Below are 13,803 nucleotides of genomic sequence, written 5' to 3'. Positions count from 1 at the left end.
GGTATCAATAAAATAATAAATGGAATAATACAGAGTTTTTATAAGGGCTTTAGAATTATAGAGAACCTAACGTAACGAATGAAGAAGATAGGTGAAGGGCTAGAATATAGAAATTGAAACATGGCCATTTAAAACAGGTACCCTATATTAGATACTTTCATGTTAATTCAAACAAAAAGTGAAATTCATGTTTATTTCTTACACAGGGAACAAACAACCATAGGTAGTTACCAGAGATGAATATTACCATCCTGCAACTATTCTTCTTGTCGTTTTAAAAGTTCTAAAGTTTCAATACTACTGCTTCCATCAACAAACAAACCTCTATTAAATCGAGTTATTAAAGCTCGCCAAGATTATTAAATATCCAAAAAAGAATTACTCAGTAAAACCTTGGAGAGAGGTAATGGAAAAAACTATTCTAGCTATTTTTGACGGTAACCAAGAAGTTTATAAAAAAGTCATGGCTAACAATTCTAATTTCTTATCAATTGATGGTAAAGGAATGAGGTTACCGAAAGAAATAATTAATGGACATTAGATGGAAGGCGACTTAAGTGCGCAAGCAATATATAATTTTTGTTTGAAAATTTTTGATGAAGCTGGAAATGATAAAGATAAATGGCATGTTGAAACAGAAATTAAATAGATAGATTAATAAAAAGGACTGAGAAATTTCTCAGTCCTTTTTAGCTGGTGTAGAGTTTCTTTTTGCAAGGTATATGTTAATTAAGTTAAGGCATCTTCTCCCCCTTCTTCTCAAAATACCAATGCAACCGAAACCCACAAATCTCCTTTGTCCACTCATAAACAATCTCATTAACCGAATCCACCACATCAAAATTCAAAGCAAACTCTCCATTATCAAAAGTAATTTTCCCTTTAGAAGATCCGCTCCATTTGGTCATTGGCATTCGCTCTATAAGTGAGGTAGCTTTTTTCAAGTCAGTGTCGATGACGTCTATTTTCTTTCTGTATTCTTTAGCTGTTAAGTAGTCGACAAAGTAGGGAGCAGCATCTTTTGCTTTTACTGGTTCATGCCAACGAACTACACCTCTTGAAAGTATGTAACTTAACAGGACCATTTTGTAGCTTTTAGTCATGGCTGTTCTTTCTACTTCTTCCAGCCAATCTTTATACAATTTATAAGCCTCTAATTCCTGCTCATTTAATTCTCCAGCTTCTTTTAACATTCCAAAATAAGAACCAAATTCTTTTTTGACATTGGTTGCTATAATCCCTGATTTTAGATGGTAGTCGAGATAGGTTGGTCGTGATCCCATTTCTTCTTTTAGTGTGAAATATTCATAGATAAGTCGCTGTTTATGGGATACGGCTTTTCTGGCCATTTCTTTTACTAAATCGATAATTTCTGTTTCGAGATTTACTGAACAAAGCTTCGGTAAGGAAGTTTGTACTGTTTTTAGTTCGAATTTATCTGTTGGTTCTGGTGTGAATACGGAAAGTTTTGTATCAGCGTTTCGGTAGTTTCCGATTAAATCAATAATGACGCAGTGTGATTTTCCTTCTGCTAGTCGTAGTCCACGCCCGATTTGTTGGGTGAATACGGCAATGGATTCTGTTGGACGTACAAATAGAAGGGTGTCTACTGTTGGGATATCGACTCCTTCATTAAATAAGTCGACTGTAAAGATGATATCGATTTTGCCGGATTCTAACTGTTTTCTAGCATTCATTCGTTCATTTCTTGGTGTTGTTCCACTTAGTGCTGTGGAACGATAGCCAGATTGTGCAAAGTAATGACTTAGGAAGTTTGCTTGTTTAACTGTGGAGCAGAATGCGATTGTTCTTGTTTGTTTTCGCTGAATCCAAGCTTGTAATATCTTCTCTGCCATTTCTTCTCTTAATTGAACACGAGCTAATTCTTCCTCATCGTACCCGTTTCCAATCCAACGAATTTGCGAGTAGTCTGTATCATCGTATACTCCGTAGTAATGGAAGGGAGCGAGCCAGTTTCGTTGAATTGCGTCGATAAAATGAATGCGAATTGCAACATTTCCATCACAGATGCTAAAGACATCTTTGTTGTCCAAGCGTTCAGGAGTTGCGGTAATACCTAGTAGAAACTTCGGCTTAAAGAAGTCTATGACTCGTTCATAGCTAGGAGCAGCTGCGTGATGAAATTCATCGATCACGATTAAATCAAAAGCTTCAGGATGAAATTGCTCTAGATGGTATTTTTGAGAAAGTGTGAGAATGGATGCAAAGACAAAGTCAGCATCTTTATTTTTTTCAATAGCATTATATAATCCAGCAGTTTTTGTAGGATGAACATGTAAGAAGGAAGTTTTCGCTTGGTTCAGTATTTCTTCTCGGTGTGCAACAAATAATACTCGCTTGAATTGCTTCGCAAAGAAAGCTGCTAAATAGGTTTTGCCTAGTCCAGTTGCGAGAACTACGAGTGCTTTGTCGTATTCATCGTGCATCGTTTCCTGTAAAGCTTCTAGTGCTAACACTTGTGCTGGGCGGGGAATGAGTTGAGCCGTTTCAGTTACATATAGTTCTTCTTGTTCATTCACTGTTGATTCAGATGAAGAGGGGCCAAACATAACTTCTTGCTCTTCCTGTTCAGACCATTTTTGACTCAGTGGGACAGTCATATTCGCTTGTTCATATGCCGAAGCATAGGTTGCTAGTGTTTCTTTATTTAATGAAATCGTAGAAGAGGAATAAAACAGCTTCATAAATTCATCCATTGCCTCATCGAAAACGGGACCACTTACTGCGGCTGGTGCAAGAAGACTCCATTCAATCCCTTTTTGCAGGGCAGATGCAGATAGATTCGAAGATCCTACTATTAAATGATTATTATTTTCTGAACGAAACAAATAAGCCTTTGGATGAAAGGATATTCCGCTACTTTTATGTAATCGAATTTCTGCTCCGGGTAATTCTTGAAGAAGTAATTCTAATGCTTGAGGTTGTGTGATATAAAGATAATCACCAACTAAAATCTTCAGTTCCGCATTGCGACTCAGTGCTTCTTTTAGTGAAGGGAGGACAAGCTTCACACCTGATTTCATGGCGAATGCTGTGACCCAGTAAATGCTCGTTGCATCACTAGAAAGCTTGGTTAAATCTTGAATCAGATTCGATGTAATGAGCCGCAGATCACTCATCTTCAACCTCTATCAAATAAATCCCTTCTTCAAATCCGCCACGTTTTTCTTTCTTAGCAATACGGATTTCCTCTAGTTCTTCATAGGTAGCCTCATGTATGGGAAGAGCTGCATGGATTAGTTCTAAAATATCGGCTAGTTCTTCCAGTGCATCTTGGCGATTGTTTGTTTCTTGGAACTCTTTTACTTCTTCGTATAATTTATTTTTGATTTCCGTTAAGTGTTCTGCTGGTTCCAACGTTCGTGTGGAGAATTTGCCACCTGACTTTTCGATAACTTGTGGGATTAGATCTCTTACTAGTTTGTTGTAGACTGGCATGAAGATTCCTCCTTTTGTTTCTTATTATAGGGAAGAAATGACAAATTTGAAAGTTGGACTTGTGGAGTTTCTTTTTGCTCGAGAAAGGAAGACGACTCTTTAGGACGAAAAATTGACTCGAAATACCTTATGGGGTATATTAGTTTAAGAAATATTTTATCTCTATTTAGGAGGAGTTATGATGAAGAAGACTTTGGTAGTTCTTTTTATAATGGCGTTAATGCTAGTTTTAGCTGCATGTGGTTCAGAAGAAAGTTATGAAACAATTGATATGGATGAGATTGAAGCAAAGGTACAAGAGGGGTATAAGGTTCTAGATGTACGTGAGCCAAATGAGTATGCTGGTGGCCATATTGTGGGAGCAGCGAACAAGCCTTTATCGGAGCTTCAGTCGAGTAATTTTGAAGGGATAGATCAAGCGTCTTCTTACATTGTCATTTGCCAAAGCGGAAACCGTTCAAAGGAAGCAAGTAAGGTTCTAGCAAGTGAAGGCTATACTATCGTGAATGTGTCGGAAGGAATGTCTTCTTGGACAGGGGAGATAGAGAACTAAAAAGGGGTACCTATTCAACAGATTTTTGTTGGGTAGGTATTTTTTTTGATAGCGATATGGCCCTGTGACAGAAAGATTCATGTTTGTTTCTGACACTGGGAATGAAATTCGTGACCCTGTGTCAGAAACATTCACGTTAATTCAAACAATCGTGAATGTTGTGATATTCATGTTTGTTTCTGACGCAGGGAACAAAAAAATTTCGTTATTTAATCACGAAGAATTCAATCACGAAAATTTGCTATAGTGCGCGGTATTTATTTAAATTTAGCCAAAATCAGATTCATTAGGATTAGGTTGAATTGTATATAACATAATACCGTCATGTCCCTCGTCTTCTAATTTTTGAATTTCTACGTCATTATTTCTATCAAGAGCTTTCTTAAATTTTGCACAAATAAATGATACAGTATAATCCTCTTGAGCTTGAAGGATAATTTCACTATCATTATGCTCAAGAACTAATTCGCTATTACAGATTTCACAATTACCAACGTCATAATTTCCAAAGCCACTTTTCACATTCTCTAAAAAACATGAAGGACAATAATTTTGTATTTCTGCACCATACTCTTTAAACTCATCTGTTTTGATTAATTCCTCGTTTTTTATTGTTTGATTACATTTATAACACTTTGTAGTCAAGATATCATCTCCTTATAGAATATATATTATAAATAGTTAGTTGTACCATAGCAAATTTCCGTTAAGTGTTCCGCTGGATCCAACGTTCGTGTGGAGAATTTGCAACCTGACTTTTCGATAACTTGTGGGATTAGATCTCTTACTAGTTTGTTGTAGACTGGCATGAAGATTCCTCCTTTTGATTCTTATTATAGGGAAGAAATGACAAATTTGAAAGTTGGACTTGTGAGTTTCTTTTTTGCTCGAGAAAGGAAGACGACTGATTTGGCTATATGATTTTCATTAATCCTTAATATGTATACACATAGTGCAAAATACAGTGCTTGTTTTGAATATTTGAATCGTTTAGACTATTAGGTAGATCTAGTTTCTATTTATTTATAGTGTAAAATACAAATCTTACCTTGGATATAAGATAAGGAAACAAGGGAAAAGGTGAATATATGAAACTATTTAACGTAACCAATAATCTTTCAGTTGAAAAGCAGAAAATGCTAGAATGGCAAATGTTTTATGAAAATATTCAGAGGAGTAAGCTTTTGGCCAAAATTGTTATTTTGTTTGAAGTTTTTTTAATTATCATGAATATTTCTTCCTCTGAAAAATTTTTGAATATATATGTCATCCTGTATATAACCTTATTATTTATCGCCACAGTAGTGTTGTTGTTTGCTTTGAGGTTTGAAAAGGGCGATATTTATGACGAGGCTCGTTATAAAAAGTATCAAAAAGGTCTTTTCTTATTGGTGTTTCTATTTTTGTTATGGGGATCAGTTGTGACGCTGGTGGATCAGCTGGGCTACGGACATATTATGGCATTTGTTGTTAATGTAATGTGTGTTTCGGTACTATTAAATACTTCGTATAAGCTGTTTTTTTGGTTGTATACAATTCCAACTGCTGTGTTAGTAGTTGGTTTACCGTTCTTTCAAGCTTCTAGTGAGGTGTTGATAGGACATTACGTAAATTTATCCGTTTTTTTATTCTTCTGTTGGTTAGTATCTAGGATGTTATATATGGGTTATTATAGAAATTTCTATAATAAGGTATTACTAGAAGAAATGAACGAAGAGCTAGCATTTAACATCGATGAAAATGTGCAAATCAATCGGAGGTTAGAGCAAGCGAATGAGCAACTGAAGCAGCTAACATTAATAGATGAATTATCAAAAATTCCGAATCGCAGAGGCTTATATGAATACATTCACAAGTATTTGAGTTTAGCAGATTCGGAGCGTTGTCTGTCAATAATTATGATCGATATTGACTATTTTAAGCAATATAACGATTTATATGGACATGTGGAGGGAGACAAGGTAATTCAATCTGTCGCCCAGCAGTTGAATGCATCGATTGATCGAACCTCTAGCTTAGCTGTAAGGTATGGTGGTGAGGAATTTATCGTCGCAGCTTTTGATATGAAGGAAGCTGAAGCCTACCAACTTGCTGAACGGATTCGCCTTGCAGTTGAAGAAATGAAGATTCCACATGAACTTTCACCTATATCATCTTATCTTTCCATAAGCTTAGGACTGGCAACAAATTATTTAGCAGATGAGGGAGAAATTGAATTATTAATACAAAAAGCAGATCAAGCTCTTTATGAGGCAAAGAAAAATGGTAGGAATCTTGTTGAAGTAAGTGAAAAAATGAACTGAATGATTAATATTTGAAAAAGGTCGCTAAAGGCTATAAAGAAAAGAGTACGTATTCAACAAGTAGTTTGTTGGATACGTACTCTTTTCTTTCATTAATAAGCTGTTACTGCGATTGTAAATAGAACCTGTGTCAGAAACATTCACGTTAATTCAAACAATCGTGAATGTTGTGATATTCATGTTTGTTTCTGACACAAAAATGACTTGCGCTTTTCTCAATATAGAGTGATTAATATATTGTATTCCGCTGAATATTGTGATAAGTTTATAAATATCAAAATGAAGTGAATACTTCATATTTTTAATATAATGATTAATTTCCTTCACAAAGGAGTTTGAGCCTTGGTATTACTAGATTTAATACGAGAACATTTTACAACGATGTCGAAAAGTCAAAAGAAAGTTGCGAACTACGTATTAGAGAATCCAAATGATATTGCCTTATATTCTGCAGCAGAGTTTGGATCCAAAATTGGGATTAGTGAATCCACCGTCATTCGTTTTTCGAATTCACTTGGTTTTTCTGGCTATACGGAACTGCAAAAAATAGTTCGGGAGCAATTTTTTAAAGAAAGTAGTTTAACGAGTTACCAGCAGTCTAAAATGGATATTCCAAAAGATATTAGTTTCCATAAACAAGTGATGGAAAAGGACCGAGAATCCATTTTAGTTACGATGAATCAAATAGATGAAAATGCATATCATGCTGCCGTACAAAGACTGTCAAATGCGACATCCGTCTATGTACTAGGTCTTCGCTCTTCCTATTCGGCTGCCAATTGGCTTTCCTTTTCTTTAGGATTAGTAAAAGAAAACGTCCATTTTATGCGACCTGAGACGGAGGATATTATCCGTACGATCTCACAAATGGATGAGCATTCTGTTGTCATTATCATTTCTTTCCATCGCTATTTGAAAGAAACGATTCAAATAGCCGAGCTTATACGTAACCAAAAGTCATATATTATCGGAATAAGTGACTCCGTCTTAGCGCCAATTCACGCGTATAGTGATGTATTATTTCCTATTTATACAGCAAACAAAACTACGTTAGATGCTGTTTCCCCTCTCTTTTCACTTATGAATGCAATTGTTGCCGGATTAATCGTGGAAGAAAAAGAGAATTTCATGAAAAGGCAAGCATTATATGAAAAGATTCCGGATCATTTTCTATACGAGGAAGGAAAGGATCCATTATGAAACAAGCATTATTAAATATAAAACCCACTGTGGAGTCGTTATTTCAACATCTTCATGCAAATCCTGAACTTAGCTGGAAGGAATTTTTAACGACTGCATATTTGAAAGATTTTCTTACTCGAGAAGGATTTCATGTTACTACTTTTAATGACTCAACCGGGTTAGTAGTTACTGTTGGAAGTGGGAAACCTTGTGTTGGACTTCGGACAGATATGGATGCCCTTTGGCAGGAAGTGGACGGAGAGTTTAAAGCCAACCATTCTTGTGGCCATGATGCACATATGACAATGGCGGTAGGTACACTTCTTTTATTGAAACAATTAGGTATTCCGAAACAGGGGACATTAAAAGTATTATTTCAGCCAGCAGAGGAACAAGGTACAGGCGCTCTTTCTTATATTGATAAAGGGCTAGTCGATGATATTGACTATTTGTACGGTGTTCATCTTCGCCCAATTCAAGAAATTCGAAACGGTTTTGCTGCTCCAGCCATTTTGCATGGTGCTGCAAAACTAATTAGTGGGAAAATACATGGAGTGGAAGCACATGGTGCTAGGCCACATCTTGGTGTTAATGCAATTGAAGTCGGTGCGCAAATTGTGCAAGCAATACAAGCTATTTATCTAGATCCAATGATGTCGTATTCGGCAAAGCTGACTAAATTCCAAGCAGGCGGTCAATCTACCAATATCATTCCTGGCAACGCCGAATTTAGTATGGATGTACGGGCACAGTCTAATGCCGCGATGAATGAATTGATCGCCAAAGTAGAGCATGTGATTAGGTCCGTTGCTACACTAAATAATATAACGATTGATTTTCAAATCGATACAGAAATTGCGGCTGCGGAAGTGGATGATTCAGCGGTTGAATTGATGAAAGTGGCAATCATCGATACGATTGGTCAAAATTATTATGTACCTCCTATCGTTACACCAGGCGGAGAAGATTTTCATTTTTATACATTAAAAAGACCTTCTATCAAGGCAACTATGCTTGGTTTAGGTTGCGATCTAACCCCTGGTTTGCATCATCCAACTATGACATTTAACCAGGAGAGCATGTTAATTGGCATTGAAATTCTAGCCCGTACGATCATGGGTACTTTTCAAACAAAGGAGTATCTAACATGAACCAAATAACGATGCGCGTTTTAAAAACAGTCGAGGAAATGAAGCTAGTTCAGCAATTAGAAGAGAAGGTTTGGGACATGGCTGCAATTCCTGTCCATCAAACACTTACTGCGGTTAAAAATGGTGGATTAATCATCGGTGCATTTGACGAGGGAAAATTAGTCGGCTTTTCTTATAGTTTTGCTGGCTTTAAAAACAAAGAAGCATATTTATGCTCACATATGCTAGGTATTCATCCAGATTACCAGTTGCAAGGCATCGGAAAAAAATTAAAAGAACAACAACTGAGCGTGGCAAAAGAGATGGGTTACAAACTGATTACTTGGACATTCGATCCACTCGAAAGTCGCAATGCCTATTTGAATGTTTCCAAGCTTTATGGCATCGCAGGTACGTATATTGAAAACTGTTACGGGGAAATGACAGGCGGGATTAATGCTGGCTTACCAACTGATCGTTTACAAATTGAATGGTGGATTACGAGTGATCGTGTAGAGGAGAAATGGATGCCAAGCAATATGATTTTCGATAACCCTTTTCAAACTGTTTTGTCGGAACAAAATCAGCCAATCTTAGTGGAACCCGATGTATTTGACCCAACTGGACAAGGATATGAAGTTCCTATTCCTCAGCAATTCCAAGAAATGAAAAAAGCAAGCCCGGAAACAGCTTTACAATGGCGTTTGCAAATACGAAAAATTATCCAAACCCTCTTTTCAAAAGGCTATGCACTCGTTGCCGTACGAAAAACAGTTGAACCGGTAAACTACTATCAATTTGTGCAAAGAACGACAATTCCATTACAAACGAAGGAGAGCTAATATGCTAATCAAAGAAATTAATATCCGCAAAATGAAAATGACGATGAAAGCCCCTTTTACAACAAGTTTCGGAACTTTCCAAGATAAAGAGTTCCTTTTACTAGAAGTTACAGACGAACTCGGAAATACAGGTTGGGGAGAATCCACGGCATTTCACTCTCCTTGGTATAACGAAGAAACACTCGAAACAAATTTACATATGATCCGAGATTTTTTAATCCCACTTGTATTAGATAAAGAGATTGCGCATCCAGACGAAATAAATGAACTTTTTGCTCCTATTCGCAAAAATAATATGGCGAAAGCAACAGTTGAAGGTGCCATTTGGGATTTATATGCTAAACGCAATCAATTAACTTTGGCCCAAGCACTTGGTGGAACCGCTGAAAAAATTGAAGTTGGTATTAGTATCGGTATACAACAAAACGTAGAAGATTTAATCGAATTAGTGCGAGGATATGTAGCGGAAGGTTACAAACGGATCAAAGTTAAAATAAAACCTGGCTTTGATGTGGATGTAATTAAAGCACTTCGGGATGCATTTCCTCATGTTCCATTAATGGCAGATGCGAATTCAGCATATACATTGGATGATATCGACGTTTTAAAACAATTAGACGAATTTAATTTGACGATGATTGAACAGCCTTTAGCTTCGGATGACATTATCGATCATGCAAAATTACAAAAAGAATTAAAAACACCTATCTGTTTGGATGAGAGCATTCATTCATTGGAAGATGCTCGCAAAGCAATTGAACTTGGTAGCACAAAGATTATTAATATTAAAATCGGACGTGTTGGTGGCTTAACTGAATCGAAAAAAATTCATGACTACTGTATGGAGAATGATATTCCTGTATGGTGTGGTGGTATGTTAGAGTCAGGAATTGGACGTGCTCATAACGTGGCATTAACGACCCTTCCGAACTTTATCTTACCTGGTGATACGGCTGGTTCTTCGCGCTATTGGGAGGAAGATGTTATTACGCCGGAAGTAGTAGCAGTAGATGGATATATTACGGTTCCTACAAGTTACGGTATTGGATATGAGCCAAATATAGAGGTAATGGACCGTTTTACTGTAGAAACATTTAATTTTAAAGAATAACTGAATAAGCGCCCTTTACATTTTCACAGATTGGGCGCTTTTTATCTCAAATTGTCGGAATAGTATAAATAACGAGGAGTTCAAATATATGAAAAAAAGTTTTCAAATTGGATCAGCTTTTATCGGAATAATTGTAGGTGCAGGTTTTGCTTCAGGTCAAGAGATTTTACAGTTTTTCTCCAGTTTTGGTTATGTAGGTATTGCAGGCTCTATACTCGCTACTATTCTTTTTGCTTTCCTCGGGATGAATTTAACCCAGTTAGGAAGCCGTTTACAAACGACTTCTCATAAGGATGTCATTTACCATATTTGCGGTCGATATTTAGGTGCTTTTGTTGACGTCATTATTACGTTTTTCTTGTTCGGAGTAACGGTGGTTATGTTCTCTGGCGCTGGTGCTATTTTTGAAGAACAATTTGGTTTACCTGCAATTGCCGGAAGTCTTTTTATGGCTGTTATTACAATCGCAACTGTTACGTTAAATGTTCAAAAAGTAATTGGTTTGATTAGTGCGGTTACGCCATTCTTATTAGTAATGGTAGTGGTGATTGCTGCATATTCTTTGTACCATTTCGATCCTTCTTCTATTGATATGGATGCGGCCGTTGCCAAAACATCTCCGGCAGCTTCTAATTGGATAATGGGTGCGTTATTGTATGTTTCTTATAATATTGCAGCCGGCGTGGCGATGATTACGGTAATCGGCGGGACTGTGAAAGATCAAAAAGTAGCGGGACGAGGCGGAATTATTGGTGGTCTCGGATTAGGTTTACTTATTATACTCATTAATATCACGATGTTAACGCAAATGGATAAAATTGCGGATGTTGCGATGCCGATGATTACACTTTCCAATGAAATACACCCAGTAGTTGGGTTTATTATGGCGATTGTACTTATTGGTATGATTTATAACACAGCAGTTGCGATGCTTTATGCATTTTCTGCACGTGTCGTGAAACCTGAAAAACCTTCGTTTAAATTATTTACCATTCTATTTGGTGCGATTGCTTTTATTGCTAGTTTCCTAGGTTTTGTCAATCTTGTCGGTACCGTATATCCAATCACAGGTTATTTAGGTTTCTTATTAATTGCTGCGATTATTGTTTCTTGGGTTATGTATAAACGAAAAGGTACGAAAGTTTAATAGAAGAAAAGGGTCCTTTCGCTATGAAAATAGGGAAAGGACCTTTTAAATTTATGACTCTCGAGAAATAAAGTGGGGTTAGGTCGTATTTCAGCCATTCTTTTGTTCCTGTAATAGAAAAGGAATTTACTAAATACATAATGTTTATGTTTAATTCCTCATACTTTGGGACAATACTTTGAAAGATTTACCAATATTCTTTCAAAGGAGAGGTTATTAAATGAAAATTAAATCCATTGTTTTCATTCTATTATTAACATGTATAACAGGCACCATGACATATGCATACACTGACGATGCACTGCATTACGAAGATTTACTTGTGAAGTTAGCTAAGAAGGAAAAATTAGAACCGACTAAGATGTATACGGTAGCAGAGGGGGACAATTTGTATCGGATTGCATTAAAGAACGATATTACGTTAGATGAACTCATGTCCTGGAATGACCTGGCAAACGTAACTATTCATCCTGGGGATCAACTCGTTGTTAGTGGGGATGAGAAACTGGTCAAACCAGTAGAAGATGTAGCGGTTAAGGTAGTTAAAACAGTTGATCTGACAAAAAATATCGAGACAACAAAGGAAGTCAAAACAGTTGATGTGACAAAGAATATTGAGCCGACCAAGGTAACGGAACCAGTTGCTAAGGAAAATCCATCTCCTGCTCCTAGTGAAGCAACGCGAGAACTAACGGTTTCGGCAACCGCGTATACCGCATACTGCGAAGGATGTTCCGGGACGACTGCTTATGGCATTGACTTGCGTTCTAATCCTGATCGGAAAGTGATTGCGGTAGATCCATCTGTCATTCCACTTGGTACGAAAGTTTGGGTGGAAGGTTACGGAGAGGCAATTGCGGGAGATATAGGCAGTGCTATTAAAGGCCATAAAATCGATCTATTCATGCCGTCTTATGATAATGCGATAGCATGGGGAAGACAAACGGTTAAGCTTAAAATACTCAACTAAAAAGGCATGCCTGTGCAACAAACGATGATCACCCGTTTGTTATACAGGCACTTTTACATAAGAAAAGCGAATGTGCCAGTCACCGTTAAATGGATTTTTCTTGAGATTCCACGTAGAATGGAGGATAATAGATAAACCAATATAATTGACACAGGAGTTGTACAGATATGACAAGTAGTACCCAAGTGCAAGTAAAGAAATCAACTAAAAAACTAGAAAATCTAGGCCGCCTTTTAGTGAAATGCCCAGACAAAGCAGGGATTGTAGCCGTGGTGTCTACATTTTTACATAATCATAATTGCAATATTATTGAATCTAGTCAATATTCTAGTAATCCAGAACAGGGTATGTTTTTCATCCGAATTGAATACCACTGTGATAATTTGCAAGAAAAGTCAGCTCAATTGGAAAAAGATTTTGAAGTTATTGCGAAGTTCCATGAGATGGACTACAATTTCTCGTATCGCAACGAACGACTTCGAACGGCGATCTATGTATCAAAAGAAGCTCACTGTTTGATGGAGCTCTTATGGGAATGGCAAAATGGCGATTTAGATACGGATATTGTGGTAGTTGTTAGTAATCACGAAGATGCCCGTCCTTTTGTAGAAGCATTAGGAATTCCGTTCCATTATATTCCTGCAAATAAGGAAATTCGTAAACAAGTAGAAGCGGAGCAGATTCGTTTAATGGAAGAATATAAAGTAGACTTGTTAATTCTTGCGCGTTATATGCAAATTTTAACACCTGAATTTGTAACCCATTTCGAAAGTCGAATCATCAATATTCACCACTCATTCTTACCGGCATTTATCGGCGCAGGCCCATATGAGCGCGCATATGAACGAGGTGTGAAGCTGATCGGAGCTACGTCGCATTACGTAACGAACAATTTGGATGAAGGTCCAATTATCGAACAAGATGTAGAACGTGTCGATCACCGTGACGATGTTTCCGACTTGAAGAAAATTGGACGTCAAATCGAACGCCGCGTTTTAGCGAAAGCTGTAAAATGGCATATCGAAAATAGAATTATTGTAGAAGGCAATAAAACAATTGTGTTTCATTAATGAGTAATAGATCCAGGCCAGAAACTACGGGAAGTG

General features: G+C 37.0%; 14 protein-coding genes. 10 read left to right on the top strand and 4 right to left on the bottom strand.

Features of this window, described 5'->3' with window-relative positions; all coding sequences use genetic code 11:
• The first annotated feature begins 406 nt into the window (after positions 1 to 406).
• A complete protein-coding gene (locus C7437_RS17335) occupies positions 407 to 541 on the top strand; it encodes a hypothetical protein (RefSeq protein WP_281269951.1) in 135 nt (44 codons plus the stop codon).
• A 193-nt stretch (positions 542 to 734) separates the two neighbouring features.
• Here C7437_RS17335 and C7437_RS10965 read toward each other — a convergent pair whose 3' ends face one another.
• Together C7437_RS10965 and C7437_RS10960 are read right to left on the bottom strand one after the other, a co-directional pair.
• Positions 735 to 3,140, bottom strand: coding sequence for a DEAD/DEAH box helicase family protein (locus C7437_RS10965; protein ID WP_111439730.1), 2,406 nt, complete (start codon positions 3,138 to 3,140; stop codon positions 735 to 737).
• Positions 3,133 to 3,459, bottom strand: a complete 327-nt coding sequence (locus C7437_RS10960; RefSeq protein ID WP_111439729.1) for a nucleoside triphosphate pyrophosphohydrolase — start codon at positions 3,457 to 3,459, stop codon at positions 3,133 to 3,135. Before C7437_RS10960 ends, C7437_RS10965 begins: the two co-directional genes overlap by 8 nt.
• Positions 3,460 to 3,640: 181 nt before the next feature.
• On the opposite strand from C7437_RS10960, the gene C7437_RS10955 reads away from it, so the two are divergent.
• Positions 3,641 to 4,012, top strand: a complete 372-nt coding sequence (locus tag C7437_RS10955; protein WP_111439728.1) for a rhodanese-like domain-containing protein — start codon at positions 3,641 to 3,643, stop codon at positions 4,010 to 4,012.
• A gap of 267 nt (positions 4,013 to 4,279) precedes the next feature.
• Here the strand turns inward: C7437_RS10955 and C7437_RS10950 are convergent, their stop codons facing one another.
• The gene (locus tag C7437_RS10950) at positions 4,280 to 4,657 is read right to left on the bottom strand and encodes a hypothetical protein (protein WP_111439727.1); all 378 of its coding nucleotides are present in this window, start codon (positions 4,655 to 4,657) and stop codon (positions 4,280 to 4,282) included.
• 26 nt (positions 4,658 to 4,683) lie between these two features.
• Positions 4,684 to 4,821: a nucleoside triphosphate pyrophosphohydrolase family protein gene (locus tag C7437_RS17190; protein ID WP_245909274.1), complete on the bottom strand. Its 138-nt coding sequence runs from the start codon at positions 4,819 to 4,821 to the stop codon at positions 4,684 to 4,686.
• Between the two features lie 375 nt (positions 4,822 to 5,196).
• Here C7437_RS17190 and C7437_RS10940 point away from each other — a divergent pair, with 375 nt between their 5' ends.
• The 8 genes from C7437_RS10940 (at position 5,197) to purU (ending at position 13,767) form a co-directional block, all read left to right on the top strand.
• On the top strand, positions 5,197 to 6,315 hold the full coding sequence (locus tag C7437_RS10940; RefSeq protein WP_170122365.1) for a GGDEF domain-containing protein: 1,119 nt from the start codon (positions 5,197 to 5,199) through the stop codon (positions 6,313 to 6,315).
• Positions 6,316 to 6,657: 342 nt separating this feature from the next.
• Positions 6,658 to 7,515, top strand: a complete 858-nt coding sequence (locus tag C7437_RS10935; RefSeq protein WP_111439724.1) for a MurR/RpiR family transcriptional regulator — start codon at positions 6,658 to 6,660, stop codon at positions 7,513 to 7,515.
• On the top strand, positions 7,512 to 8,648 hold the full coding sequence (locus C7437_RS10930; protein WP_111439723.1) for a M20 peptidase aminoacylase family protein: 1,137 nt from the start codon (positions 7,512 to 7,514) through the stop codon (positions 8,646 to 8,648). The genes C7437_RS10935 and C7437_RS10930 overlap by 4 nt, the downstream gene beginning before the upstream one ends.
• Complete coding sequence (locus C7437_RS10925) at positions 8,645 to 9,469, top strand: GNAT family N-acetyltransferase (protein ID WP_111439722.1); 825 nt, start codon at positions 8,645 to 8,647, stop codon at positions 9,467 to 9,469. The genes C7437_RS10930 and C7437_RS10925 overlap by 4 nt, the downstream gene beginning before the upstream one ends.
• A gap of 1 nt (position 9,470) precedes the next feature.
• On the top strand, positions 9,471 to 10,580 hold the full coding sequence (menC, locus tag C7437_RS10920) for an o-succinylbenzoate synthase (protein ID WP_111439721.1): 1,110 nt from the start codon (positions 9,471 to 9,473) through the stop codon (positions 10,578 to 10,580).
• A gap of 88 nt (positions 10,581 to 10,668) precedes the next feature.
• Positions 10,669 to 11,727, top strand: a complete 1,059-nt coding sequence (locus C7437_RS10915) for a YkvI family membrane protein (protein ID WP_111439720.1) — start codon at positions 10,669 to 10,671, stop codon at positions 11,725 to 11,727.
• Between the two features lie 220 nt (positions 11,728 to 11,947).
• Complete coding sequence (locus C7437_RS10910; protein WP_111439719.1) at positions 11,948 to 12,697, top strand: 3D domain-containing protein; 750 nt, start codon at positions 11,948 to 11,950, stop codon at positions 12,695 to 12,697.
• A gap of 167 nt (positions 12,698 to 12,864) precedes the next feature.
• Positions 12,865 to 13,767, top strand: coding sequence for a formyltetrahydrofolate deformylase (gene purU / locus C7437_RS10905; RefSeq protein ID WP_111439718.1), 903 nt, complete (start codon positions 12,865 to 12,867; stop codon positions 13,765 to 13,767).
• The last annotated feature ends 36 nt before the right edge of the window (positions 13,768 to 13,803 follow it).

This window comes from Psychrobacillus insolitus (genome assembly GCF_003254155.1).
Taxonomy (GTDB): Bacteria; Bacillota; Bacilli; order Bacillales_A; family Planococcaceae; genus Psychrobacillus; species Psychrobacillus insolitus.
Note: the sequence above shows the minus strand (reverse complement) of the source record. Positions and strands in the feature narration are given on the sequence as shown.

Excerpts from the sequence above, each read along its gene's own strand:
- C7437_RS17335 (WP_281269951.1), top strand. The coding sequence starts at position 407 with ATGGAAAAAACTATTCTAGCTATTTTTGACGGTAACCAAGAAGTTTAT.
- C7437_RS10965 (WP_111439730.1), bottom strand. The coding sequence starts at position 3,140 with ATGAGTGATCTGCGGCTCATTACATCGAATCTGATTCAAGATTTAACC.
- C7437_RS10960 (WP_111439729.1), bottom strand. The coding sequence starts at position 3,459 with ATGCCAGTCTACAACAAACTAGTAAGAGATCTAATCCCACAAGTTATC.
- C7437_RS10955 (WP_111439728.1), top strand. The coding sequence starts at position 3,641 with ATGAAGAAGACTTTGGTAGTTCTTTTTATAATGGCGTTAATGCTAGTT.
- C7437_RS17190 (WP_245909274.1), bottom strand. The coding sequence starts at position 4,821 with ATGCCAGTCTACAACAAACTAGTAAGAGATCTAATCCCACAAGTTATC.
- C7437_RS10930 (WP_111439723.1), top strand. The coding sequence starts at position 7,512 with ATGAAACAAGCATTATTAAATATAAAACCCACTGTGGAGTCGTTATTT.
- C7437_RS10925 (WP_111439722.1), top strand. The coding sequence starts at position 8,645 with ATGAACCAAATAACGATGCGCGTTTTAAAAACAGTCGAGGAAATGAAG.
- menC (WP_111439721.1), top strand. The coding sequence starts at position 9,471 with ATGCTAATCAAAGAAATTAATATCCGCAAAATGAAAATGACGATGAAA.
- C7437_RS10915 (WP_111439720.1), top strand. The coding sequence starts at position 10,669 with ATGAAAAAAAGTTTTCAAATTGGATCAGCTTTTATCGGAATAATTGTA.
- C7437_RS10910 (WP_111439719.1), top strand. The coding sequence starts at position 11,948 with ATGAAAATTAAATCCATTGTTTTCATTCTATTATTAACATGTATAACA.
- purU (WP_111439718.1), top strand. The coding sequence starts at position 12,865 with ATGACAAGTAGTACCCAAGTGCAAGTAAAGAAATCAACTAAAAAACTA.